This window comes from Dyella sp. C9 (assembly GCF_003332825.1).
Classification (GTDB): Bacteria; Pseudomonadota; Gammaproteobacteria; order Xanthomonadales; family Rhodanobacteraceae; genus Dyella.
In genome coordinates this window covers 50,613-74,783 of the sequence record NZ_QIRF01000012.1, presented here as the reverse complement: position 1 = coordinate 74,783, position 24,171 = coordinate 50,613, and the positions used below count along the sequence as shown (strand labels likewise).

The 24,171-nt window shown below is 66.6% G+C and carries 18 protein-coding genes; 13 read left to right on the top strand and 5 right to left on the bottom strand.

Annotated elements, in window-relative coordinates; translation table 11 throughout:
- Nucleotides 1-116: 116 nt before the first annotated feature.
- Nucleotides 117-722 carry an outer membrane protein gene (locus DVU99_RS14010; protein WP_157971446.1) on the bottom strand — a complete coding sequence of 202 codons (606 nt, stop codon included), beginning with the start codon at nt 720-722 and terminating at the stop codon, nt 117-119.
- A 389-nt stretch (nt 723-1,111) separates the two neighbouring features.
- On the opposite strand from DVU99_RS14010, the gene DVU99_RS14005 reads away from it, so the two are divergent.
- The 7 genes from DVU99_RS14005 (at nt 1,112) to DVU99_RS13975 (ending at nt 12,797) form a co-directional block, all read left to right on the top strand.
- On the top strand, nt 1,112-3,040 hold the full coding sequence (locus tag DVU99_RS14005; protein WP_114240846.1) for a protease pro-enzyme activation domain-containing protein: 1,929 nt from the start codon (nt 1,112-1,114) through the stop codon (nt 3,038-3,040).
- A 379-nt stretch (nt 3,041-3,419) separates the two neighbouring features.
- On the top strand, nt 3,420-5,345 hold the full coding sequence (locus tag DVU99_RS14000; RefSeq protein ID WP_114240845.1) for a protease pro-enzyme activation domain-containing protein: 1,926 nt from the start codon (nt 3,420-3,422) through the stop codon (nt 5,343-5,345).
- A gap of 140 nt (nt 5,346-5,485) precedes the next feature.
- Nucleotides 5,486-6,811 carry an APC family permease gene (locus DVU99_RS13995; protein WP_114240885.1) on the top strand — a complete coding sequence of 442 codons (1,326 nt, stop codon included), beginning with the start codon at nt 5,486-5,488 and terminating at the stop codon, nt 6,809-6,811.
- A gap of 51 nt (nt 6,812-6,862) precedes the next feature.
- Complete coding sequence (locus tag DVU99_RS13990; RefSeq protein ID WP_114240844.1) at nt 6,863-7,393, top strand: (2Fe-2S)-binding protein; 531 nt, start codon at nt 6,863-6,865, stop codon at nt 7,391-7,393.
- Nucleotides 7,390-9,654: a xanthine dehydrogenase family protein molybdopterin-binding subunit gene (locus tag DVU99_RS13985; RefSeq protein WP_114240843.1), complete on the top strand. Its 2,265-nt coding sequence runs from the start codon at nt 7,390-7,392 to the stop codon at nt 9,652-9,654. The genes DVU99_RS13990 and DVU99_RS13985 overlap by 4 nt, the downstream gene beginning before the upstream one ends.
- A 213-nt stretch (nt 9,655-9,867) precedes the next feature.
- Complete coding sequence (locus DVU99_RS13980; protein WP_198670333.1) at nt 9,868-12,129, top strand: patatin-like phospholipase family protein; 2,262 nt, start codon at nt 9,868-9,870, stop codon at nt 12,127-12,129.
- Nucleotides 12,130-12,212: 83 nt separating this feature from the next.
- The gene (locus DVU99_RS13975; protein WP_114240841.1) at nt 12,213-12,797 is read left to right on the top strand and encodes a hypothetical protein; all 585 of its coding nucleotides are present in this window, start codon (nt 12,213-12,215) and stop codon (nt 12,795-12,797) included.
- 95 nt (nt 12,798-12,892) lie between these two features.
- Here the strand turns inward: DVU99_RS13975 and DVU99_RS13970 are convergent, their stop codons facing one another.
- Nucleotides 12,893-14,701 (bottom strand): hypothetical protein, encoded by a 1,809-nt coding sequence (locus DVU99_RS13970; protein WP_232823611.1) that lies wholly within the window; start codon nt 14,699-14,701, stop codon nt 12,893-12,895.
- A gap of 177 nt (nt 14,702-14,878) precedes the next feature.
- Complete coding sequence (locus DVU99_RS13965) at nt 14,879-15,811, bottom strand: hypothetical protein (protein ID WP_114240839.1); 933 nt, start codon at nt 15,809-15,811, stop codon at nt 14,879-14,881.
- Nucleotides 15,812-16,219: 408 nt separating this feature from the next.
- Here DVU99_RS13965 and fusA point away from each other — a divergent pair, with 408 nt between their 5' ends.
- Together fusA and DVU99_RS13955 are read left to right on the top strand one after the other, a co-directional pair.
- Entirely contained in the window at nt 16,220-18,259 is a 2,040-nt protein-coding gene (gene fusA / locus DVU99_RS13960; protein ID WP_114240838.1) for an elongation factor G, read from the top strand.
- A 134-nt stretch (nt 18,260-18,393) separates the two neighbouring features.
- Entirely contained in the window at nt 18,394-18,912 is a 519-nt protein-coding gene (locus tag DVU99_RS13955) for a GreA/GreB family elongation factor (RefSeq protein ID WP_114240837.1), read from the top strand.
- A gap of 161 nt (nt 18,913-19,073) precedes the next feature.
- Here DVU99_RS13955 and DVU99_RS13950 read toward each other — a convergent pair whose 3' ends face one another.
- Nucleotides 19,074-19,541 (bottom strand): SET domain-containing protein, encoded by a 468-nt coding sequence (locus tag DVU99_RS13950; protein WP_114240836.1) that lies wholly within the window; start codon nt 19,539-19,541, stop codon nt 19,074-19,076.
- A gap of 190 nt (nt 19,542-19,731) precedes the next feature.
- Between DVU99_RS13950 and DVU99_RS13945 the strand changes: the two genes are divergently transcribed.
- The 4 genes from DVU99_RS13945 to DVU99_RS13930 all read left to right on the top strand — a co-directional run bounded on the left by DVU99_RS13945 (nt 19,732) and on the right by DVU99_RS13930 (nt 23,573).
- Complete coding sequence (locus tag DVU99_RS13945) at nt 19,732-20,214, top strand: hypothetical protein (RefSeq protein ID WP_114240835.1); 483 nt, start codon at nt 19,732-19,734, stop codon at nt 20,212-20,214.
- A gap of 40 nt (nt 20,215-20,254) precedes the next feature.
- Nucleotides 20,255-22,030 (top strand): acyl-CoA dehydrogenase C-terminal domain-containing protein, encoded by a 1,776-nt coding sequence (locus DVU99_RS13940; RefSeq protein WP_114240834.1) that lies wholly within the window; start codon nt 20,255-20,257, stop codon nt 22,028-22,030.
- Between the two features lie 288 nt (nt 22,031-22,318).
- Nucleotides 22,319-22,792, top strand: a complete 474-nt coding sequence (locus tag DVU99_RS13935) for a GNAT family N-acetyltransferase (protein WP_114240833.1) — start codon at nt 22,319-22,321, stop codon at nt 22,790-22,792.
- Nucleotides 22,793-22,862: 70 nt separating this feature from the next.
- Entirely contained in the window at nt 22,863-23,573 is a 711-nt protein-coding gene (locus DVU99_RS13930) for a DUF899 family protein (RefSeq protein WP_114240832.1), read from the top strand.
- A gap of 6 nt (nt 23,574-23,579) precedes the next feature.
- Here the strand turns inward: DVU99_RS13930 and DVU99_RS13925 are convergent, their stop codons facing one another.
- Nucleotides 23,580-23,981 (bottom strand): ester cyclase, encoded by a 402-nt coding sequence (locus DVU99_RS13925; RefSeq protein WP_114240831.1) that lies wholly within the window; start codon nt 23,979-23,981, stop codon nt 23,580-23,582.
- Nucleotides 23,982-24,171 lie beyond the last annotated feature (190 nt).

Genomic DNA, 24,171 nt, shown 5'->3' with positions numbered 1-24,171 from the left:
GACTCCGGGGGAAAGGGCGTCGAAAACAGGGGCGTTGACGACGCACAACCCTCTTATTGTGCCGCAAATGGCTCTCGGCCCCAAAAAGACGGCCGCTTGCGCGGCCGCCGGGGACATCAGAAGCGAAACTCTGCCGTCACGGAGTACGTATTTACGCCGTCGGTGTAACGGCCCAGGCGGTAATAGTCGTAACCCACCCCAAGGCTCCACGAACGCGAAAAGTTGTAGCCCACGCCAAGCCCTGCATACCACTGGGTGCTGTCGCCGCTGGAGCGCCACCGGGTGCCGTCGGCCTCATACTTGTCGGTGACCTTCGCCTGGAACCAGCCAGCACGCGCCGAGATGTACCAGGGTGTCTCGAAGTTGTACTTGACCGTGCCGCCCCACAGCCAGCCCTTGGCAGACAAGGTGTCGCGGAAAGGGGTCTGTACCCCCTGGCCGTTGCCACCGATGGCGGAGTAGGTGCCGCGATAGTCAAGCTGTCCGAGATCCACGTAACCCACTTCGGGCCCGAATTGGAATCCGCCGCTGCGCCACAGATAACCCAGTCGCAATGAGCCCTGTGTGTCGGTCTTGTCCGAGGTCGAGGCCCCCCAGGACGGGGAGGTGAACCTCGATTGCCCAACACTTCCATTGACGAAGAACTGCCCGTCCTGCGCAACGGCTGCGCCCGAACCGAGTAAGAACACGGCCAACGCGGCGGCCGACGTGAGCTTTTTCATCAGTGACGTCCTTGCAAGATGTTGTAGGTGTGGCGCAAGTATCTGCGCATCGCAAGAGTATCCATGCCACCTGAACCAAGATTGACGCGACACCTTTTCGGCCTCCCCGCCAAACCGGGTAGGCCAAACGACGTAGTCGCAACTTATTGCGTCACCTTTTCGCCGCGCTGCGCCATTTCGCCATTTCTTGCGCAGTATCATGCACTTCCGTGTTCTTGCGAAAGCCGCTAGGTTCGCTCCACCAGGTCGGAATTTCTTCAGGGGGCCGCCTGGGCCGTGGGGAAGTGATTACGTCCGTACGACTCGTGGCCTAGCCGGCGCACGGGACGGCCCGATGGTGCCGCCCGCGCCTTGCCGGACAGGCCGCATCTACCCTGGAGAGTCTTCCTATGCACATGAAGTTGCACCGCAAGTCGCTCGCAGCCTCCCTCGCCCTCTTGTTCGCCGCCGCGTCAGCTGACGCCCTCGCCGAGGAGGCCAAGCCCACCGTCGATCTGGGCACGGCCAACAACGCACAAGTCATCAACGTCACCCTGGTACTGAGGCTGCACAACCAGGCCCAGCTTGAGGACTACATCCAGCAGACCGTCACACCCGGCAATCCCCACTACCACCAGTTCATAAGCACCAGCGAGTTCGCCAGCAAGTACGGCGCCACCGATGCCGACATCACGCAGGTACAGGCCTTCCTGAAGCAACAGGGCCTTGGCGCCGGCACGGTGCTGGCCAATCGCATGGCGATCCGCACCAGCGGCACGCTTGCGCAATTCAGCGCGGCCTTCCAGACGCCCATCCACACCTTCGTGTCGCAAGACACAGGGCGCTCTTTCCATCGCCCAACCCAGGCGGTGGTGCTGCCCACCGGCCTCACCAACACGCTGCTGTTCGCCTCGGGCCTGAGCAACGAGCGCAAGTACGTGTCGCATCGCGTCAAGCCGATGGACACGACGCAACCGGCGGTCAGCAGCAAGACGCTGGCCCGCAGCACGCTCAGTGCCACGACCACCACCAGCGGCAACCCCACGGCGACCGGTACGCCCGGCCAGTACACCGTGGGTGACGTGGCCAACCTCTACAACATCAATCCGCTGTACGCGCGCGGCGTCAACGGCAAGGGCTCCACCGTCGCCATCGTCACGCTGTCGAACTTCGACCCGGCGGACGCCCAGACCTACTGGTCCGCCATCGGCCTGCCGACCAAGCCCAACCGCATCACGCAGATCCATGTGGACGGCGGTGGCGTCATCGACGGCGGCACCGGCGAAACCTCGCTGGACGTGGAGCAGTCAGGCGGCCTGGCGCCGTTCGCCGATATCCTGGTGTATGACGCGCCAAACGCAGGCAATGGCTTCACCGATGCGTTCATGCAGGCGGTGGTGGACAACAAGGCCGACAGCATCTCCACCAGCTGGGGCCTGCCGGAGGTCTTCAACTTCGCCGCACTGAACGTGGATGGCGCCAGCCCCACCGATACCACCGATGTGGGCGACCTGCAGACCTTCCACCAGATCCTGCTTGAAGCCGCGATACAGGGCCAGTCGACCTTTGCCGCCAGCGGTGACTCCGGTGCCTACGACACCGTGCGCGACCTGGGCCATGGCCCGGGCGTGGGCACGTTCAATTCGCCGCTGACCGTGGACTCCCCTGCTTCGGACCCGTACATCACCGCGGCGGGCGGCACCACGGTGCCCTTCACCTATCACTTCCGCACCGGCCCGACCAAGTCGCTGACCAAGGAGCGCATCTGGGGCTGGGACTACATCCAGAACTACTTCGACACGTACATCGGCAAGGGCGTGGTCGACCTGTTCTCGGTGGGCGGTGGCGGCGGCGTCAGCGTGTACTGGCACACGCCGCTCTACCAGGTATTCACCCAAGGCATCCGCACCAGCGAGAAGAAGCAGACGCTGGCCTATGACGATCCGGTGGCCGGCGAGCAGACCTACCTGGTGTTGCCCGGCGGCTTCCATGGACGCAACGTGCCCGACATCGCGCTGAACGCCGATCCCGAGACCGGCTATCTCTACTACGCCACCTCCGATGGCGGCTTCGGCGCGGAAGGCGGCACCAGCTTCGTGGCTCCCCAGCTCAACGGCATCAGCGCCCTGCTGACCCAGAGCGCCGGCCATCGCATCGGCTTCTGGAATCCGCAGGTGTACTTCCTGCAGAACGTGTTCGGCTACGGCAAGTGGTCCGCGTTCAACGACATCCGCGACGGCGACAACTGGTTCTACGACGGCAAGCAGGGTTACGAGCCGGGCGCCGGCCTGGGCACGCTCAACGTCACCAACCTGGACCTGTTCCTGCGCAGTTTCTAAAACGAGTTCGACCGCTCGCCAGCGGCCGGCCCCCGAGAGGGTGCCGGCCGTTTTCATTGGCCGTATCGCACCGCAATTTTCCGATGAAGCGCACGCATGCGACGGATCAGTGACGCCACATCTTTCGATCGCGCAGCCCGCGCCACAACATGCTGCGGGCACGAAAGAAGTTGACGTTTTTTCTTTTTATTTCAGGTACTTCCACCAGACACAAAGTGGGGTTAGGGTTAATCCGCCAGTGCGGAGGCATCACAGGGGCGCCTGGGCGATTGGGGAGTGATTTCCGATTCTGCGACCCGCGGCCAGCCGGGTGGCGTGACAGCACACGGGGAGTGCGCCACATCACCTGCAAGACCGTTCCCACCCTTGGAGAACGAACATGCGTAACCCGATGCATCGCAACGCGCTTGCAGCTGCGTTGACGCTGGTGCTCGGTGGCGTATTCGCCACTGCAGCCAACGCCGCCAGCGCCGACGCCACGGACCTCGGAGCCAGCAATGCCAGCCAGACCGTTACTGTTACGTTGATACTCAAGCTGCACAACCAGGCGGCCCTGGAAGACTTCATCCAGCACACGGTCACCCCTGGCGATCCGCTCTATCACCAGTTCCTCACCACCGCGCAATTCAGCGCAACCTACGGTGCGACAGCAAGCGAGATCTCGCGCGTGCAGGCGTTCCTCAAGCAGCAGGGCATCACGGCGGGCGCCGTGGCGGCCAACCATCTATCGATCCAGGCCACCGGCACCATCGCCCAGTTCAATGCAGCCCTCCAGACATCCGTACACGATTACCAGTCGGCGGACGGACGGCACTTCCATCGGCCCAATACGCAACCGGTCATCCCGTCCATCATCGCCGACACGCTGTTGTCCGCCACAGGGCTCAGCACGGACGTGAAGCTGCATCCGAATATTGCGCGTGCGGATCACTTCGGCAGCCTGAAGTTGACCAGCAAGACCGCCACCGCCAACAGCAGCGGCAATGGCACCGCCACCGGAATCCCCGAGGAATACACGGTCGGTGACGTGGCCAACTTCTACAACATCAACCCGCTGTACAAAGCCGGCATCAATGGCAGCGGCTCGACCATCGGCATTGTCACCCTGGCCGCTTTCCAGCCCAGCGATGCGTACGCGTACTGGAGCATGATCGGCCTGCCGGTCAAGGCCAACCGCATCACCGTGATCCCAGTCGATGGCGGCGATACGCCCACCGCGGGTGTCGGCGACGACGAGACCTCGCTGGACGTGGAACAATCCGGCGGTCTGGCACCCCAGGCGAACATCCGCGTCTACGAGGCGCCCAACGTCACCAATGGCAATTTCATCGACGCGTTCTATGCTGCCGTGTCCGACAACATCGCCGACAGCATCTCGACGAGTTGGGGACAGGCGGAGGAAGACCTCTTCCCGCAATTGAATGGTGGCGTCGACGAGACTGGCGTACTGCAGGCCTTCCACCAGATCTTCCTCGAAGCCGCCGCACAGGGCATCTCGCTGTTCGTCGCTTCGGGAGATTCGGGTGCCTACGAATTGGTACGGGAAGGACTGGCCGCCCCCACCTACAGCACGCCGCTGACAGTGGAATCTCCCGCCGACGATGCCTATATCACCGCGGCCGGCGGCACCACGCGCCCCTTCAGCTACAACATCACCTATTTCTTTGGCTCGGGCGGCGGGCCGACCGCGTCGATCAAGCAGGAACAGGTGTGGGGCTGGGACTATATCGCCAACTACCTCAACGCCTACGACCCAACGCCCGGCGGCTGGAAGCAATACCTCTTCAGCTCCGGTAGCGGTGGCGGCGTCAGCATCTACTGGCAGGAACCGTCATACCAGCGCGCCACCCAGGGCATCCGGCGCAGCGAACCGAACCAGTCGCTGGTCTACTACGGTGGAAGCAAGCCGGAGACGATCTTGACGCTGCCGGGGAATTTCGCCGGGCGCAACCTGCCGGACATTTCCCTGAATGCCGATCCCGAAACCGGCTATTCGGTCGTCGACACGGTGGACTTCGCCGCGCCAGGCGTCGCCTATGGCTATGGCGGCACCAGCTTCGTCGCGCCGCAGCTCAACGGCATCACCGCGCTGCTGAGGCAGAGCAACGGTCACCGCATCGGCCTGTGGAACCCGCAGGCGTACCTGTTGCAGAACTTCTTCGGCTACGGGGCGTACTCGTCCTTCAACGACATCAAGGCCGGGGACAACTGGTACTACTACGGCATACCCGGGTACGAGCCGGCCGCAGGCATCGGCACGCTCAACGTGGCCAACTTCGACCTGTTCCTGCACAGCGGTTTCTGACGGCCGCCGCAGGCTGAGCTTGACCGCTGGCCGGCGGCCCGTCGCCGGCCAGCGCCGCGGAACGCCCGCCCGGAACGGAGGGCTTGCCGCTGGACGATCCACCCGCCATCCTCGCCCGAGATTTCCGCAGCGGGTATTCCATGAGCGACACCTCGACGTCCGGCGGCTACGTGCGCCGCCTCCGCCCTTGGGACGCGGCCATGATCGTGGTCGGCGGCATCATCGGCGGCGGCATCTTCCTCAACCCGGGCATCGCCGCCCAGCGCACCGAATCGGGCCTGGCGCTGCTGCTGATGTGGGTGGGCGCCGGCGTACTGACCCTGATCGGCGCACTGTGCTACGCCGAACTGGGCGCTCGCCGCCCGCATGCGGGCGGCAGCTATATCTACCTGCGCGACGCCTTTGGCCCGCTGGCGGGATTCCTGTTCGGCTGGACCATGCTGCTGGTGATCTATTCGGGTTCCAGTGCAGCCGTGGCGACCATCTTCGCCAGCTATGCGGCATCGGTGTTCGGCCTGCCACCGACCATCGCCACGCCACTCGCGGCCGGCGCGCTGGTGTTCGTGGCGCTGATCAACCTGTTCGGCCTGCGCCTGGGCGCACAAGTGCAGAACCTGTTTACCCTGCTCAAGCTGCTCGCCGTCGCCGTGCTGGTGGTGTGCGGCCTGTTCCTGGCGGGTGCCGGTGGCCGCGGACTGCTGGGCACCGACCCGCAGTTCGCGGATGTCGGCTTCATGGGCGCCGCCCTGCCGGTTTTGTTCGCCTACTCCGGTTTCACCTACCTCAACAACCTGGCCGGCGAAGTCGCGGAGCCGCAGCGCACCCTCCCACGCGCGCTGATCATCGGCATGCTGCTGGTGATCGCCGCCTACGCACTGGTCAACCTGGCCTATCTCGCCGTGCTCGGCCATGCCGGCCTGGCTGCCAGCCACACGCCGGCGGCCGACGTGATGCAGCGGGTATTCGGCACGGCGGGCGCGAAGCTGATCGCCATCGGCATCGCCATATCCACGCTGGGCTTCTGCAACATCACCCTGGTGGCCGGCGCGCGCGTGCTGCAGGTCATGGGCGAGGACGGGCTGTTCTTCCGCAGCGTGGCGCGGCTCCATCCGGTGCACCGCACACCCAATGTCGCGCTGCTGCTGCTCTCGGGGTGGGCCGTGGTGCTGGTGCTGTCCGGCAGCTATGGCCAGTTGCTCGACTACGCCACCTTCGGCGACTGGCTGGCCTGTGCCGTAGGCGTCGGCACCTTGTTCTGGTATCGCCACAAGGAGGGCAGCCAGGCCAGTTTCCACGTGCCCGGCTACCCCCTGCTGCCCCTGATCTTCATCGCCACGGTAGGCCTGGTGGTGGTGCAGAGCCTGCGCGCCAGCCCCCAGAACACCGGCATGGGACTGCTGATCATGGCCGCCGGCATCCCCGTCTACGTGATCTGGCGACGCCTGTTCAGCCGCGTCACCTCCTAAGCAGCGCCCTGCAATGCCACAATGGACGGATATGGAAGGAGGCTTTTCCCGATGGCGCACGCGCAAGACCAGATCCTGACGCCCACACCTAGCAACACCATCGTGCCGGAGAAGGTACGCGAAGGCGTGGATCTGGAGATCAATGGCAGGGCCTACCGCCATACCGGCGACGCACAGATGCCCCTGCTGTGGTACCTGCGCGACGTGCTGCGCCTGACCGGCACCAAGTACAGCGGCGAGCACGGCGAAGGCGGCTTCGACCTTGTGCTGGTCAACGGCAAACTGGCTTCGGCCACGACCGTGCCGGTGGCCGAACTGGCGGGCAAGTCGGTGACGACCGTCGAGGGCCTCGTTGCGGCGGACGGCAAGCTTCACCCGGTGCAGCAGGCGTTTGTCGACGAAGACGCCATCGGCTGCGGCTACTGCACGCCGGGCTGGCTGATCGCCTCGGTGGACTTGCTCAACCGCCACCCGCAGCCCAGCGACAGCGACATCGACCAGTTGCCCAACCTGTGCCGCTGCGGCTGCCAGACCCGCGTACGCCGTGCGATCAAGCGCGCTGCCAATGGAGGCCGCGCATGAGCGTCCGCAACGATCACCCCTCCCTCCCCTCGCGCCGCCGCTTCCTGCAGGTGCTGGCCGGCACGGCCGGTGCCCTGATCGTGGGCATTCCGTTGGCGGACGCGGTGGACGCCCCGGTGCCGGCCTCGCTGCAGGGCGACACCCTGTATGGGCTGGGCGCCTATGTGCGCATCGATGCCGACGGCAACGTGGTGATCGGCGCGCGCGATCCGGACACCGGCACCGGCACCGCCACCTCTTTGCCCCGCATCATCGCCGATGAACTCGACGCCGACTGGACCCGGGTTACCGTGGTGCCGCTGGGACTGGGCGTCGAGGACAACAACGGCAAGCCACACTGGACCTATGGCCACCAGACCAGCGGACTTGGCGACTCGATCCCGGCGGCCTGGGGCGACCTGCGCGAAGCCGGTGCACTGGCGCGCTGGCTGCTGTTGCAGGCCGCGGCCCGCCGCCTCGGCGTGCCCGCCGATCGCCTGCGCTGCGAGGAAGGCAACGTCATCGCCCCGGACGGCCGCCGCATCGGCTATGGCACGCTGGCCGATGCCGCCGCCAAGATCCCCCCGCCGGATGCACCGGTGGCGCTCAAGACACCGGATCGCTACACGCTGATCGGACAGCCCGCCGGCGATGTGGACGCGCGCGCCATTGTCACCGGCCAGGCGATCTACTCGTTGGACAGCTACGCCGGCGACACCGTCGTCGCCGTGCTCACGCACTGCCCATGGGTCGATGGCAGCGTGGAGAGCCTGGACACCACTGACACTCTCGCAGTGAAGGGTGTGCTCAAGGTGGTGCAGCTCAAGCCGGAAGCCGGCGTGCCGCTCGGCCAGACCGTGCGCGCGCCCTCGGTGGCCGTGCTGGCGGAGAATACCTGGGCGGCCCTGCAGGGGCGCGCCAAGCTCAAGCTGCAATGGAAAGCCGGCAGCCAGACCGAAAGCAGCGCCTGGTTCGAGCAACAGGCCACCGATGTGATCAACGACAAGGATGCCGCGCCCACCATGCGCGTGCGCGACGATGGCGACATCGATGCCGCCGGCAAGAAGACGGCGCGACGCGTGGAAGCGATCTACGTGCAGCCCTGGCTGGCGCACGCGACGGCCGAGCCGATGAACTGCCTGGCGCGCATCGACAAGGATGGCGCCTCGCTGGTGGTGCCCACCCAGGCGCCTCAGCGTGCGTGGCAGGTGGTGCAACGCCTCACCGGTCTCTCGCCCACACAGATCAGGATCAGCGTGCCCCGCGTAGGCGGTGGCTATGGCCGGCGCCTCGACCACGACTATGTTGCCGAAGCGGTAATGCTGGCCAAGGCGGTGGAGAAGCCCGTCAAGCTGATGTGGACGCGCGACGAGGATCTCACCCAGGACTACTACCGATCCGCCTGCGTGCACAAATTCAGTGCCACGCTGGACGCCAAGCGCCAGGTCGTGACCTGGAGCCAGCGCATGGCCAGCGCCTCGGCGCTCGCACAGCGCGGCATGGCGGACAACCGACTGTGGACTTCCGAGGTGGATGCCCACCAGTTGCCGGCCGGCCTGGTGGCCAACCTGCGCAGCGACTGGTATTCGCTGCCCTCCGTCATGCCTCGCGGCCCGGCCCGCGGCATGCCGCATCTCAGCAACGCCTTCGCGGTGGAGAGTTTCGTTGATGAAATTGCCCACTCGCTGAAGGAAGACCCGCTGGTGACGCGCCTGCGCCTGATCGGCGAACCGCGCATGATCCCGCTCGGCGACGGCCGCACGCTCGACACCGGTCGCCTGATCAACGTGCTCCAGCTGGTAGCCGATCGCATCGGCTGGAAGAACTGGCTGCATACCGTCAACGGTTTCGGCATCGCCTGCTGGCACGTCGATGGAGCCTACGTCGCGCACGCCGTGGAAGCCTCGCTGCAGGGCAATCGCCTGAACATCGAGCGAGCCATTTGCGCGGTCGACGTGGGTCGCGTGATCAATCCCACCGGCCTGGAAGGCCAGGTCGCCGGCGCCACGCTGGATGCGCTGTCCACCGCACTCAACCTGTCCATTACCTACAAGGACAGCCAGGTGCAGCAGCATGGCTGGAAGGATTACCCGCTGGCCAGCATGGCGCAGCTGCCCGACACCACCGAAGTGATCCTGGTGCCGGGCGACCGCGATCCCACCGGCGCGAGCTTCCTCGCCATGCCGACGGCGGCGCCGGCACTCGCCAACGCGGTGTTCCGCGTCAGCGCCGTGCGGGTGCGCCGCTTGCCGCTGATGAAGGAACTGTTGCGCATGCTGTAAGCATCGGGATCTGTCGAATGACAGTCCCCATGCCGCGCTTCCGCGCAAGTCATGCAGGACCTCACGCCAGCATAAAGCGTGAGGGAAATGTGTAGGCAATACGACGAGCCGATGTCCGTCGGGCATCACGTGCGTTGCACCGCCGAACTGACATAGGATGCGTCGGGGCGGCGATTCCCGATGGCCGTCACTCTCGGGCCAAAGGGACCATCAATGCGCCATCCCCTCGCACTGATCGCCTTGCTGTCACTGTGCATCTGCTTGCCCGTGCAGGCACAGCAGCCGACCGAACCGACTGGCGCACACGCAACACCGTGCATCGGACTGGTGCTAGGCGGCGGAGGTGCGCGCGGCGCCGCGCACATCGGCGTGCTGCAGGTGCTCGAGCGCGAGCACATTCCCATCTGCCGCATCGCCGGCACCAGTATGGGCTCGATCGTCGGCGGCATGTACGCCGCGGGATACAAGCCGCTCGAACTGCAGGACATCATCACCACGCTCGACTGGAATGAGCTGTTCTCCGATGACCCGGCGCGCGAAGAAATGCCCATGCGCCGCAAGGACGCCGACTTCCGCTACCTGCTCAATTTCGAGGTCGGCTACAAGAACGGGCACATCATCACCCCCGCCGGCGTGGTGCAGGGCCAGAAGCTGCTGCTTTTGCTGCGCAGGCTGCTGATCTCCACCTGGAACGTGCACGACTTCGACCAGTTGTCCATTCCGTTCCGCGCGGTGGCCACCGACATCGTCGCCGGCAAGCCGGTGGTGTTCGGCTCGGGCGATCTCGCCGTGTCGATCCGTTCGAGCATGTCGGTGCCCGGCGCCTTCGCGCCCACCAATGTCGATGGCCAGCTGCTGGTCGACGGCGGACTGATGGACAACGTGCCGATCGACGTCGTGCGCAACATGGGGGCACAACGGCTGATCGTGGTGAACGTGGGCTCGCCCCTGCTGGAGCGCGAGCAACTCAGCAACCCGGTCGCCGTGCTCAACCAGATGGTCAGCGCGTTGATGGAGGAAAAGACCCGGCGCCAGCTCGATACGCTGGGGCCGGACGATATCCTGATCACGCCACCGCTGGGCAACATGAGTGCGGCCGAGTTCAACAAGGGCGCCCAGGCCATCGCCATCGGGCGCGCCGCCGCCGAGGCCGCGCTGCCGCGCCTGCGCGCGCTGTCGGTGGGCCCGGAGCAATGGGCGCAGTACGAGGCACAACATCGCAAGCGCGACTTCGATCCGGGGCTGGTGGCCTTCCTGAAGGTCGACAGCAGCCATACCGATACTGCCCAATACGTCGACGAACGCCTGGCCAAGGATGTCGGCAAGCCGTTTGATCCCAACCAGCTCGACACCCAGATCGGCAGTATCTACGGGCGCGGCAACTACCAGCAGATCGACTATCGCCTGCAGCAGGACGACGACCAGCGCGGCCTGTTGATCATCCCGCGCGACAAACCGTGGGGACCGGTCTACGGCAAACTGGGTTTCGAGCTCAATGACGATTTCGCGGGCCGCAGCGAGTACCTGATCTCCGGCGAGGTCAACGCCACCAACATGAATAGCCTGGGCGCCGAATGGCGCAGCACGGCATGGGCAGGACGCATCGGCGGTCTCGCCTCCGAGTTCTACCAGCCGTTCTGGCAAGGTGCCGGCGGCTACATCATGCCCTACGCGCTGATCCGCAACGAGGAGTTCCCGGTCTTCACCCCCGACGCCAACCAGCAGTTGGCCGAATACCGCATCAAGCGACGTTACCTGGGCCTGGAAAGCGGCTGGTCGCCCATGACCAACTGGCGCATCAGCGCGGCCATCCAGCGTGGACGCGACAGCGGCGACCTGCGCATCGGCAGCCCCACCGAGTTCCCTGCCAGTGAAACCTCCGAATACAGCATGGCCAAGGTCACCCTGCTGTGGGACAACCTGGACAATGCGCAATTCCCCACCAAGGGTGCGCGTGCCAGCCTGGACTACGAGTGGTACCGCCCGTGGCTGGGCGGCAACTCCACGGCCGACGTGGCTCGCCTGTATGCCGACTGGGTGCCGGACTTCGGCCTGGCCGACACCCGCTACCACCTGCTGCTGGGCATCCACGCGGCGAGCACGCTCAACAACCCGAACAACCAGCAGTTCTTCGAGACACAGACTTTCATCGGCGGCTTCCTCAATCTGTCGGGCCTGCCCGAGCGCTCCCTGTATGGCGATCAGTCCGTGCTCGGTCGCGCCGTGCTGTACCGGCGTACCGGCCAGATGGACGCGTTGTTCTCCACGCCCATCTATGTCGGCGCCAGCGTGGAAGCCGGCAACACCTGGGACAGCAAGAGCCAGGTCCACCTCGACTCCCTGCTGTATGCCGGCAGCCTCTTCCTCGGCATCCAGACGCCACTGGGCCCGCTGTTCTTCGGCTATGGCTATGCCCAGGGCGGGCACAATTCGGTCTATCTCACCTTTGGCTCGCTGCTGCGGCCCTCGCCCTAGCAGCGGTTATCGCGCGTCCTCCACGGGGGATGCTTCACAATGGATCGCCGCCCAAGGGGCGATCGACGAGCGGAGTCCATGTCATGAAATCACTACGCCTGTTACTGATCACCTTCTCCCTGGTGCTTGCGGCCTGCGCCACCAACGTGAGCATCACCAACCAATGGCGCGATACCGCCTGGCCGGGACCGCCGGCCACCCATGTGGTGGTGGTGGGCATCTCGCGCAGCGACACCATGCGGCACGTCTTTGAGGACACCTTCGCGCAGCAACTGCAGGCGGCCGGCGTGCAGGCCTCGGCGAGCTATACGCAGATACCGGCAGGCAGCTCCGGTGGCGTGCAGTTGCGCGACCTGGTGAAGAACAGCGGTGCCCAGGCCGTGCTGGTGACGCGCGTGCAGCGCGTCGAGCAAAAGGTCAACGTGACGTCCAGCGGCCCGATGTACGGCGGATTCTGGGGCTGGTACGGCGGCGCCTGGGCCTCGACGCCCGACGTCACCCAGTACGACGTGGTAACCCTGGAAACCAGCGTGTGGGATGCGCGCAGCGAAAAACTGGTATGGACGGTGACGACCCAGGCCATCGGCACCAAGAACGTCGCCAAGGCGACCACCGAACTGGCGCAGACGCTGATTCCCAAGCTGAAGACCGACGGCATCCTGCGCTGATCTTCATCCCGCTGCGTCGACGCAGTCGCCGCAGCCGAACGCGGGGATGAATCCCGCGAGGAGCATCGCGTGCCGCACGACGCGGCATGCGATCTTCAGTGGAACTGGTCGCTGGCCGGCACCCAGGTCGAACCGCTGTGCGCCGGACCCACCGGCGCCGGCACCACGGTGGCATCGGCTTGGCAGCCAGGCGGCAGCGGACCGCCGGATACCCGGGCCGCGGCGCATTGCGCACTGTTGTCGAGCTTGACCGTCGCGATGGTAGGCGCACCGTTGACGGACGGGGGAGGCACCAGCGGGTTGCTCGGCGCCATCTTCATTTTTTCATAGACCACGTCGTCGACCGGCTTGGCCGGTCCGTCGCCGTTGCCACAGCCGAACAACGCCACCGGGAACAGCGGCATCACCACGCACTCCACGCGCACGCCCCGGGGGAGATGGAACGTGTGGCGCATGGTGGTCTTTTCCACGGCATGGCGCAGGGCGGTGTCGATCGAGCTTTCGCCCAGTGGCGTCCAATCCTTGTCGAAGCGCGTCGGCTGATAGCCGATGTTCGGCGTGCCGTGCGACATCACTTCGGTATCGCCATGCGGCTTGAGCTGCACATAGGTGCCGGTCACGCCTTCGCTCGCGTTGCCCTGCCCCTGTCCACCAGACGAGCCGCTACCCTGCCCCGGCGGCAGCGACAGGTTGAGGCCATTCTTGCCGGCGACGGTTGGCGACTGGTTCACCCCGTTGGGCTGGCCGGGCGTACCCGTATCACTGCCACGCGGCGTGGCATTGGGCGCGCTGCTCACACCCTGTTCGCCGCGACTGGGGCTGGCCTCGCTGGCGGCGCCACTCTCCTTGGCGACCGATGCGTTCTGCGCCTGCGCGGCACTGGATGGCGCGGAGGCATTGGCCTGGTTCGGTGCAGCGGGCGCCGGCGTTTCGGTGGAGATCTGCGGGCGCTCGATCGCAGGCTGGTTGTCCAGCGCGATCGCAGTCGGCGCCACGGTCTGCAACTTGGGCGCCTGCGGGCGCTCCATGCTGGGCTGCGACTGGGGCGGCAACGGCACGGCCTCGAGTTCCGGCTCGTCCACACGAATGGCCGGAGCCTCGACATGGGGTTGCTCGCGCGGCACCACGGCAGTCACCTTGTCGGCCTGTGGCTGCAGGTTGACGGTGGGCGCGGCCTGGGCCGGCAGGGGTAGGGCCTGGATTTCAGGCTCCGCCGGCGCGGCGGGCTCCTCCGGGCGCTGCACCTGCGCAATGCTCGGCTGCGTGTCGGCCACCGTGGGCTTTTCCATCGCCACGGTGGGCGGCGCCACCGTCGGCGCCGATTGCGCCGGCATGTCAGGCAGCGCCAGCGAGGCCTCCGGCGGCGGCGGCTGGTTGCCCTCTGCCTGGGGCTTGCGCACGGGCTCAGGCTGGAACTTGGGCGGCACCGGCTTGGACACCGGTGGCGTTTCCAACGCCACCTCCGGCGGCGGCGGAGCCACTGGCACCGGCGCCAGCTGCTCGGTCGGCGCTGGCTTGGGCAAGGTCACCGGCGGCAGTGGCGCGACCGTGATCTGCGGTTTGGGCGCACTGGCCTTGGCCGCCGTGGCGATCACCGGCGTCTGCAACGCCGGCACCGACAGCGGCGACAACTCGCTGTTGGTGCGCGTCGATGAACTGCTCTGGCGCGCCGTGCGCGGCGCGTTGGACGCGTTGCCGCGGTGCACCGGCCCGACCTGCTTCGGCGGCGTGCCGCGCACCGGTGGCGGTGGCGGTGGCTCTTCCTTGTTCTTCTCGATCAGGCGAGCCACCAGTGGCGCGCTGGATTCGTTGAACTCCTCCATCTCGTAGGCGGGCCCGAGAATGGCACCGAACAGGAACACCAGGTGCACGATCAACGCGCCTACCAGGCCGAGGATGCGCATCCAGCGTTCGCGCGGGCGCTCGGCGCGCCGACGACGATAGACGAACGCACTTTCCGCCGCCGACCTGGGCGATGGAAGCGTCACTGTCAGTCGGTCGATGGGTTCCCTCTCCATGGGCGAAGTGTAGCGGGCTGCGTGGGCGTTCTGAGAAGCCCCGCGCAGCTTTTCGCGGACGGCTCAGTTGCCGCCCTGCGACTCCTGCTGGCCAGCCCGCTCACGCATCTCCGCGTCCACCGAACGGGTCGGCGTGTCGACTGGACAGCCCTGCGGCAGCGGCTTGTCGGCGCGGTAGATCGCGATGCACTCCTCCACGCTCGGCGGCTTGGGCTCGGGGCCGCCCGGCGCCAGCGCGGTGGCGGGCGCCATGTTCAGGCGCATGTCACCGCTCTTGGTCGAAGGCGGAGGCGGCGGGTCGCCACCGCAACCACCGGCAAGCGCAGCCAGCGAAACCTTGCAATGGATACGCACGCCCGGGGCGACGTGGAAGGTGTGCTCCACCGTGGTGCTGTCCACCGCGTGCTGCAAGGCGTCGTCCACCGAACTGCCGCCGCCCTGCGACCAATTCTTGTCGAAGCGGGTCGGCTTGTAGGGCACCGGGCTGCCGTGCTCCATGATCTTGCTGTCGCCTTGCGGCCCCCGCTGCACATAGCCGGGGCCTGCCGGCGCCGGGGCAGTGTTCGCCGAGGGCAGCACGGGTTGGCCCGAGGCGTCGAACAGCTGCGGGGTGGGCGCCGCAGCTGCCGTGGCTGCCGGCGCAGGCGCCGGCGGCAGGCTGACTGTCATGGCGTTGCGTGCCGGTGGCTCGTGCACCGGCGGCGGCCTCACCACCGGGCGCGGCGGCGGGGGCGGAGGCGGCGCCACCACTGGCAGCGCCGGCGGCGGAGGCGCCGCCACGGCCGCCGTACGGCCAGCGCTGTTCTGGCGAGGAATCAGGCGGACCAGCAAGGCGCCACTGCGCTCGGCCTGGACTTGCCTGGATGGCAGCTGCCAGCGCAGCTCGCTCCAGGTGAGCCACGCAAACAAGGCGTGCAGCACCAGCACGATGCCCAGGGCCAGCCAGCGACGCCCCCGATTGGGCGGCGACTTGCGCCAGCGCAGCTGATGCAGCATCGCGCGTGTGGGTCCATCGAGGGGCGCCAGGCCGCGCGTGTATGGCCCGGGTGGCGTCCAACGATGGTGTTCGACCTGCTCGGTATGCTCGATGGGGATTCCCTTCTGTCGTACAGGGGGCTTGCCGCACGGCAGCGTCCTGCCATCCGCACGAGGGTGTGGAGACTTCAGCTGACAAGAAAACCGCCCCAGGGGTTCCCCTTCCCCGCACTGCAGCTTGACCCCGCGCGGCATTAGGGAAAGGCTAGCCAGACGGTCGCCCCGACCGAATCCGCCATGACCGCCCCCGCGTCCTGCACGCCTGGACGACCATGACGGCCCGCCATCGTCAGCCGCCAGCGCGGCTTCGTGCGGCGCCGCAGGTCATCGTCGGCACGAATCCGCGCCTCGCCAGAGGAGGGTCGCATCGTGTCGTACAACACGGAAAACATCCGCAACATCGCGCTCGCCGGACATGCCGGCGCGGGCAAGACCACGCTGTTCGAGGCCTTGTTGCATGCCGGTGGCACCATCCAGTCGCAGGGTTCGGTGGAGCGCGGCACCACCCAATCGGATACCGACGAGCAGGAAAAGGCCCGCGGCCACTCCATCGACACCGCCATAGCCAGCGTTTCCTTCGGCAGCAGCCATATCAATCTCATCGACACCGCGGGTTACAGCGACTTCCGTGGCCCGACGCTGTCCGCGTTCGCCGCCGTCGAAACGGTCGCCGTGGTGGTGAACGCGTCCAACGGCATCGAATACGGCACGCGGCGAATGATGGAGCGTGCCAGCGGGCGTGGCCTCGCCCGCGTACTGGTCATCAATCGCATCGATGCCGACGCCGGCCGGCTGGCGGCGCTGGTAGACGCCCTGCGCGACGAATTCGGCCCCCAGTGCCTGCCGGTCAACCTGCCTGCACAGGGCGGCCAGGAGGTGCTGGACTGCTTCTTCCATGGTGAAGGTGCGACCGATTTCTCGTCGCTGGCCGAGGCGCATCAGCGCATCCTTGATCAGGTGGTGGAGATCAACGAATCGGTGATGGGCCATTACCTGGATGCCGGCGAGGACGACCTGAGCCCGCAAGAGCTGCATGACGCCTTCGAGCAGTGCCTGCGCGAGGGGCACCTGGTGCCGATCTGCTTCCTCAGCGCGCGCACCGGCGTGGGCGTGAAGGCATTCCTCGAGCTGGCCGCCCGCCTGCTGCCCAATCCGGCCGAAGGCAATCCGCCGCCATTCCTCAATGGCGACGACGAGGCCATTACGGTGAACGCCGATCCGCGCCAGCACGCGATCGCCGACGTGTTCAAGATCGTCAACGATCCCTTCGTCGGCAAGCTGGGGGTGTTCCGCGTGTGGCAGGGCACCATCCGCCGCGACACGCAATTGTTCATCGACGACAACAAGAAGCCGTTCAAGGTGGGCCACCTGTTCCGGTTGCGTGGCAAGAACCACGAGGAGATCGAGCAGGCCATCCCGGGCGACATCGCGGCCGTGGCCAAGGTGGAGGAGATCCACTTCGATGCCGTGCTGCACGACTCGCACGACGAGGACCGCATCCACCTTCAGCCCATGCGCTTTCCGCAGCCGATGTTCGGCCTCGCGCTCGAGCCCAGGCACAAGGGCCAGGAACAGAAGCTCTCGCAGGCCTTGTTAAGGCTGGCCGAGGAAGACCCCTGCTTCCGCGTCGAACACCACAAGGAACTCAATGAGACGGTGGTGCGTGGCCTCTCCGACCTGCACCTGCGGGTGATGCTCGAGCGCATGAAGGAGCGCTACGGGGTGGAAGTGAACACGCACCCCCCGCGCATCGCCTATCGCGAAACCATCGCCGGCCGCGCCGAAGGGCACCACCGCCACAAGAAGCAGACCGGCGGCGCCGGCCAGTTCGGCGAAGTGTTCCTGCGGGTGGAGCCGCTCGATCGCGGCGCCGGCTTCGAGTTCGTCGACGAGGTGAAAGGCGGCGTGATTCCCGGCCAGTTCCTGCCGGCCATCGAGAAAGGCATCCGCCAGGCCATGGAGAACGGCGCCATCGCCGGCTACCCGATCCAGGACCTGCGCGTGATCGTCTACGACGGCAAGTACCACCCGGTGGACTCCAAGGAAGTGGCCTTCATCAGCGCCGGCAAGAAGGCCTTCCTCGATGCCGTGGGCAAGGCACGCCCCATCGTGCTCGAGCCCATCGTCGACGTCGAAGTGGCCATTCCGGAGGCGAGCGTGGGCGACGTCACCGGCGGCCTGGCGGGCAAGCGCGCACGCATCCTGGGCACCGATTCGCTGCGCGGCGGTGAGCTGGTGATCAAGGCCCAGGCACCGCTGGCCGAGCTGGTGGACTACCCCACCGAGCTCAAGGCCATGACCGGCGGCCGCGGCCGCTACAGCCTGGACCTCAGCCACTACGAGCCGGTGCCTCCGCCGGTGCAGAAGCAACTGGCCGAGGCCTGGAAGCCCCACGTGGACGAAGACTGAAGCCCGCGCCACCGGCCCCCGCGTGGCACCGGCCATGCGGGGCGCAACGGCGTCCCTGGTGCTTGATGCGCGAGAACGACGCCGCCATGTCATGCATGACGATTGCGTCGGCGTGTCCGGCGCCGGAGGTAACGATGAGCCGCGCCTTTGTGAAGGATGCGGACGAGTCGGTTGGCGAACGCCAGCCCGACATCCCGCTGAGTGAGCATCCGAACTACGTGACACCGAACGGGCTGGCGCAGCTGCGCGCGCGGCTGGTGGCCACGCGCGAACGGCGCGATGCGCTGCGCGCCGCCGCCGACACGCTGCCGCAACAGAGCGAACTGGCGGCGGTGGAGCGCGAGCTGCGCTGGCTCAATGCGCGCGTGGGCAGCGCCATCGAGGTGGACCTGGCGCAACAACCGCGCGATCGGGTGGCCTTCGGTGCGCTGGTGACCGTCGAGGGCGAGGAAGGTGAAGCGCGCTACCGCATCGTTGGCGAGGACGAGGCCGATGTGGAGCACGGATTGGTGAGCTACGTGTCGCCACTGGCCGTGGCGCTGCTCGGCGCGCGGGTGGACGACGAAGTCGTGTGGCAGCGCCCTGCGGGCGACCTGATGCTGGAAGTCGTCGCCATCGACTACCCGCCCGATGACCCGGTTCCAAAAATGTAGGAGCGCACCCTGTGCGCGACTGCAACGCCCATCCAGGACCGCTGCATCCGGTGTTCGCGGGCGCAATGAGTCAACGATTCAACAGGTCGGAGAGAGAGGGGCGCCACCCCTGGCCCTGCGGTCGCGCACGGGGTGCGCCCCCACAGAAGGCGGGCGTGGTTTCAGCGCTTGGACTTCAGCAGCGTACCGGTGCAGTTGCTGGAACCGCACAGGCAGGCCCACAGCTTCTTGAGGCGCGCGGTATGCGGCACGTCCAGCGTGATGCCGTAGTCGTAGGTCAGCTCTTCGCCGGGCTTGATGTTGCGGATGGCCTCGATCAGCACCCGGTCCTTGCGCGGATTGCCGTCGGCGCTCTCCTCGATCACCGCCTGGCAGTTCGGGTCGCAGCTGTGGTTGATCCAGCGCGCCGTATTGCCCTTGCGGTTGGCGTCGATCAGGTACTCGTCGTTGAGCGTGAACAGGAACGTATGCCCCGTCTCGCCGCCATCGCCGTACAACACGTCGGCCTCGGCGTGGGTCATCAGCGTGCCCTTGTATTCGATGATCTCCTCGCCCTTCTTGATCGGGGCGACGGCGAAAACGCCATTGCCATGGATGGGCGAGCGACGGGCGACGATACGACGGGTCATTGGCTGGGACGACTGGATGTGGGAACCGGGGATGATGCCTGCTGCGCTGCGCAATGGGAACCTCTGGCGGCAAGCGGGCTCCATCACGCCAGCGTGATCGCACCCCCGGTGAGATCCATAGGGCGGCAGGACCCCGTGACAGACGGCAAGCCCATCCTGCTAAGATTCAAACAATCGTTTGAGGTGACGCATGCGACGACTGCTCCGCTGTGTAGCGCTCGGTGTCCTGGTGGCGGGCCTGGTGGCCTGTGGTCCGCCGCGCAAGAGCGTGTTCCCGCCCACGGTAAGCATCCAGGAGATGACCACGCTGCCAGACGGCCAGTGGCGGGTCACCCTGCGCATCCAGAACAACAGCTACGGCGAGATGGACTTCAACTCGCTCGACGGCGAGCTGAAGGTGGCCGAACTGATGCCGATCCGCCTGCACGCGCGCTTCGACCTGGACATTCCCGCCTTTGCCGCGGACGTCACCCAGTTCAACCTGCTGCCCACGCCGGAGATGACCGCGGCGCTCAAGGCCGCCGCCGTGAAGGGCAGCGCCGGCAGCGTGCCCTACAGCGTCGCCGGTACCGCCAACGCCAAGCCCGAGCAGGAAAAGGCCGCCCGCGATTTCGAATTCCACGGCAACGACTGGCTCTCGCCCGTGCCGGGTATCCCCAACACCTGGCGCTGATCCCGCAGCGCCCCTGCATCACCACCGAAGGAACTTCGCCATGACGATCTACAAGGCCCCGCTCGACGACCAGCGCTTCGCCCTTTTTGACGTGCTGGACGCCGAATCCACCCTGACCAAGCTGCAGGGCGGCGAAGGCCACACGCGCGATCTGCTCGACGCCGTGATCGAGGAAGCCGGCCGCCTGAGCGAAGCCGTGCTTGCCCCGTTCAACGCCAGCGGCGACGCCGAAGGCTGCGTGTACGACAAGGCCACCCAGACCGTGACCACGCCCAAGGGCTTCAAGGAGGCCTTCAAGGCCTTCGCCGAAGGCGGCTGGACCGGCCTGACCCAGGCCGAGCACTTCGGTGGCCAGGGCCTGCCCAACACCATCGGCACCGCGACCACCGAGATCTTCCAGTCGGGCAACCTGTCGTGGAGTCTGTACCCGCTGCTGTCCGAAGGCGCCTGCCACGCGATGGAGCTGCACGGCACCAAGGAGCAGCAGGACACCTACCTCAAGCCCATCGTGGAAGGCCGCTGGACCGGCACCATGTGCCTGACCGAGCCGCAGGCCGGCTCGGACCTGGGCCTGCTCAAGACCCGCGCCGAGCCCGGCGAGAACGGCAGCTACAAGATCACCGGCACCAAGATCTTCATCAGCGCCGGCGAGCATGACCTGGCCGAGAACATCATCCACCTGGTGCTGGCCCGCCTGCCCGACGCACCGGCCGGCAGCCGCGGCATCTCCATGTTCATCGTGCCGAAGTTCAAGGTGAACGCCGACGGTTCGCTGGGCGCGCGTAATGCTGCCGCCGCCGGCGCCATCGAGCACAAGATGGGCCTGAAGGGTTCGGCCACTTGCGTGATGAACTTCGACGCCGCCGAGGGCTACCTGATCGGCCAGCCGCACAAGGGCCTGGCCGCCATGTTCACCATGATGAACGCCGCTCGCCTGGGCGTGGGCGTGCAGGGCCTGGCGCTGTCCGAGCGCGCGCTGCAGAACAGCTTCAACTATGCGCGCGAACGCCTGCAGGGCCGCTCGCTGTCGGGTCCGAAGTTCCCGGAGAAGCCGGCCGACAACCTGCTGGTGCAGCCGGACGTGCGCCGCATGCTGCTGACCCAGCGCGCCATCGTGGAAGGTTCGCGCACCCTGCTGCTGTACACCTCGCTGCAGACCGACGTGGAAGCCCGCGCCGCCGACGAGGCCACCCGCAAGGCCGCCAGCGACCTGGTCGCGTTCCTGATCCCGATCGCCAAGGGCGTGGTCACCGAGCTGGCTCAGGAAAGCACCAAGGAAGCGCTGCAGGTCTACGGCGGCCACGGCTACATCGGTGAAAACGGCGTGGAACAGTTCGTGCGCGACGCCCGCATCATCACCCTGTACGAAGGCACCACCGGCATCCAGGCCGCCGATCTGCTGGGCCGCAAGATCCTCCAGTTGCAGGGTGCCGGCTTCAAGCTGTTCGCCAAGGAGATCCAGGCGTTCTGCCAGCAGCACGCGCAGGATCCGGCCCTGGCTGGCCTGATCGGCCCGCTGGCCGCGCATACCAAGGAGTGGGCGGACCTCACCTTGTCGCTGGCCCAGCGCGTGATGGCCAACCCGGAGGAACTGGGCGCCGCCGCGAACGACTACCTGTACTACTCCGGCTACATCACGCTGGCCTACATGTGGGCACGCAGCGTGGCGGCCCTGGCCAACAGCAGCCAGCAGGAAGCGTTCAAGCAGGCCAAGCGCGACACCGCGAAGTTCTACTTCGCGCGCATCCTGCCGCGTTGCCTGCTGCACAAGGCGGCCATCGAGGCCGGCGTGGACACCCTGCCGGCGATCGCCTGAGGCGGTGTTCGCTTCGCTTGATGCGTGAACGGGCGGCCCCTCGATGAGGGGCCGCCTTTTTTGTGGGGCGTGCTGCCACGTCGCCCGGCTCTGTGCAGGAGCGCACCCTGTGCGCGATGGCTCTGCGTTTCGATGGGTCGCGCACAGGGTGCGCTCCTACAGGGTGGCCGCCCGCCGGCCGGGCTCCATCAGCCCCCCCCAAGGCCCCTCGCACCGAAGGGACTACCATCCCGCTCCCCCAGGGTGTAGAAACGGCAAACCCCTGTTCGCTAGTCCGGTCCAGCCCGCATGAGCGATGCCACCTACCTGATTCGTCTCGCCGAAGACGACGACGATTTCATTCTTGGCCTGGTGCCCCGCTTCGTGGATTTCACCCTGCCGCCCTGGCGGCGGCGGCACGAATGCATCGAGGGCATCCGCAAGGAGTTGTTGCGGCACCTGGAGGAGCAACCCGCCAACAGTTTCGTGTTCGTCGCCGAGGACGACGACGGCGAGCCGGTTGGTTTCATCCATCTGCAGAAAACCCAGGATTTCTTCACCGGGCGCAGTAACTGCCACATCTCCGACCTGGCCGTGGACGAGCAGTACGAAGGACGCGGCGTAGGCCGGGCTCTGCTCGAGCACGCCGAAGCCTGGGCACGCGAGCACCGCTGCCAACTGGTGACGCTGGCGGTTTTTCCCGGCAACGAACGGGCGCGGGCCATCTACGAGAACGCGGGCTATGCCGCCGACCTGCTGAGGCTGGCCAAGCCCGTCCGCTGACAACGGTCCACAGCAGCGGAAGAGACGCTGGGCCGCGGCGCGCGCGGCCACTCGCTGACCGGAGGCTACGATGAGCCAGCCCCTGCATACCGTGCGTTTCCCCGGGGAAAGCCAGGACTATCGCAACGCCCGCGATCGGCTGCTGCGAGCGGAAATCGAACTGCGTCGCCAGGTCGAGGCCACTGCGGCACTGCGCCGGGCACTGCCACCTGGGGGCCTGGTGCCGGTGGATTATTACTTCGACGACGAAGGCGACGCGCCAACGGACACCGATATCGAACGCCAGCTGCGCCTGTCCGACCTGTTCGAGGGCGGCAAGAACAGCCTGATCATCTACAGCTACATGTTCGGTCCCGCGATGGCGCAGCCCTGCCCATCCTGTACCTCCATCCTCGATGCGCTCGACGGCCAGGTGCCTCACCTGCGCCAGCGCATCAATGTGGCGGTGGTGGCGAAATCGCCGATCCAGCGTGTCCGCCATTTCGCCCGGGAGCGCGGATGGCGCCATCTCCACCTGCTGTCTTCGGCACACAACACCTACAACAGCGACTACCACGGGGAAGCAGCGGATGGTCGCCAGATGCCGGCGCTCAATGTGTTCGAGCAACGCGATGACGGCATTCACCACGTGTGGTGCAGCGAGTTGATGTTCGTGCCGGCCGAACCGGGACAGGACCCGCGCCACGTCGACGCGATCTGGCCACTGTGGAACCTGCTCGACTGTACGCCCGCCGGACGCGGCGGCGACTGGCGTCCCAGTCTGTGGTACGAGCGGCACTGAGGGTGATTACGGCAGGGCCAGGCCCATCTGCCGGAACATCGAAGCGGCATCGCGCACGCCCCAGCGGCGCTCGATATGGCCGCCCTTGACCACGAACCACTCCATGGCAATCAACTCATAAGGCTCGCCGGTCACCGGGCCGCCACGGAACGACGCCACCGACCGACCGCGCTCGGTGTAGCGCACCACGACGGCATCGCCTTCGGCCGCAACGGCGTCCACTTCCAGGCAAACCTGGAAGCAACGCACCAGCTCGCTCCAGATCGGCCGTACCGCATCCACCCCGCCCCAGCCCAAGGCACCATGCACCAGCGCATCCGGCGCAAACAACGCGCACACGCCATCAAGGTCGCCCAGGTTGAAGGCGTCCACGTAGGCCATCACCACACGCTTGTTTTGTTCGGACATGCAGCGGCCCCTTGCGGCAACCGCGAAACGACAGGGGACACGTAGGGGGATACGCCAGATTGCCGCCGGCGGCAAGCATATCGCCCGGGCGTTGCCGGTGGCATGTGCGAGCCTCTGCCGAGATGCCCGCCAGTGCCTTGCGCACCAGCGGGGTGGCGTCGCGGTATCGGACGATACCGCGACGCCCGAA

Excerpts from the sequence above, each read along its gene's own strand:
- DVU99_RS13935 (WP_114240833.1), top strand. The coding sequence starts at position 22,319 with ATGAGCGATGCCACCTACCTGATTCGTCTCGCCGAAGACGACGACGAT.
- DVU99_RS14000 (WP_114240845.1), top strand. The coding sequence starts at position 3,420 with ATGCGTAACCCGATGCATCGCAACGCGCTTGCAGCTGCGTTGACGCTG.
- DVU99_RS13990 (WP_114240844.1), top strand. The coding sequence starts at position 6,863 with ATGGCGCACGCGCAAGACCAGATCCTGACGCCCACACCTAGCAACACC.
- DVU99_RS13940 (WP_114240834.1), top strand. The coding sequence starts at position 20,255 with ATGACGATCTACAAGGCCCCGCTCGACGACCAGCGCTTCGCCCTTTTT.
- DVU99_RS14005 (WP_114240846.1), top strand. The coding sequence starts at position 1,112 with ATGCACATGAAGTTGCACCGCAAGTCGCTCGCAGCCTCCCTCGCCCTC.
- DVU99_RS13955 (WP_114240837.1), top strand. The coding sequence starts at position 18,394 with ATGAGCCGCGCCTTTGTGAAGGATGCGGACGAGTCGGTTGGCGAACGC.
- DVU99_RS13950 (WP_114240836.1), bottom strand. The coding sequence starts at position 19,541 with ATGACCCGTCGTATCGTCGCCCGTCGCTCGCCCATCCATGGCAATGGC.
- DVU99_RS13995 (WP_114240885.1), top strand. The coding sequence starts at position 5,486 with ATGAGCGACACCTCGACGTCCGGCGGCTACGTGCGCCGCCTCCGCCCT.
- DVU99_RS13930 (WP_114240832.1), top strand. The coding sequence starts at position 22,863 with ATGAGCCAGCCCCTGCATACCGTGCGTTTCCCCGGGGAAAGCCAGGAC.
- DVU99_RS13945 (WP_114240835.1), top strand. The coding sequence starts at position 19,732 with ATGCGACGACTGCTCCGCTGTGTAGCGCTCGGTGTCCTGGTGGCGGGC.
- DVU99_RS13970 (WP_232823611.1), bottom strand. The coding sequence starts at position 14,701 with ATGCGCATCCTCGGCCTGGTAGGCGCGTTGATCGTGCACCTGGTGTTC.
- DVU99_RS14010 (WP_157971446.1), bottom strand. The coding sequence starts at position 722 with ATGAAAAAGCTCACGTCGGCCGCCGCGTTGGCCGTGTTCTTACTCGGT.
- DVU99_RS13980 (WP_198670333.1), top strand. The coding sequence starts at position 9,868 with ATGCGCCATCCCCTCGCACTGATCGCCTTGCTGTCACTGTGCATCTGC.
- DVU99_RS13975 (WP_114240841.1), top strand. The coding sequence starts at position 12,213 with ATGAAATCACTACGCCTGTTACTGATCACCTTCTCCCTGGTGCTTGCG.
- DVU99_RS13965 (WP_114240839.1), bottom strand. The coding sequence starts at position 15,811 with ATGCTGCATCAGCTGCGCTGGCGCAAGTCGCCGCCCAATCGGGGGCGT.
- DVU99_RS13985 (WP_114240843.1), top strand. The coding sequence starts at position 7,390 with ATGAGCGTCCGCAACGATCACCCCTCCCTCCCCTCGCGCCGCCGCTTC.
- DVU99_RS13925 (WP_114240831.1), bottom strand. The coding sequence starts at position 23,981 with ATGTCCGAACAAAACAAGCGTGTGGTGATGGCCTACGTGGACGCCTTC.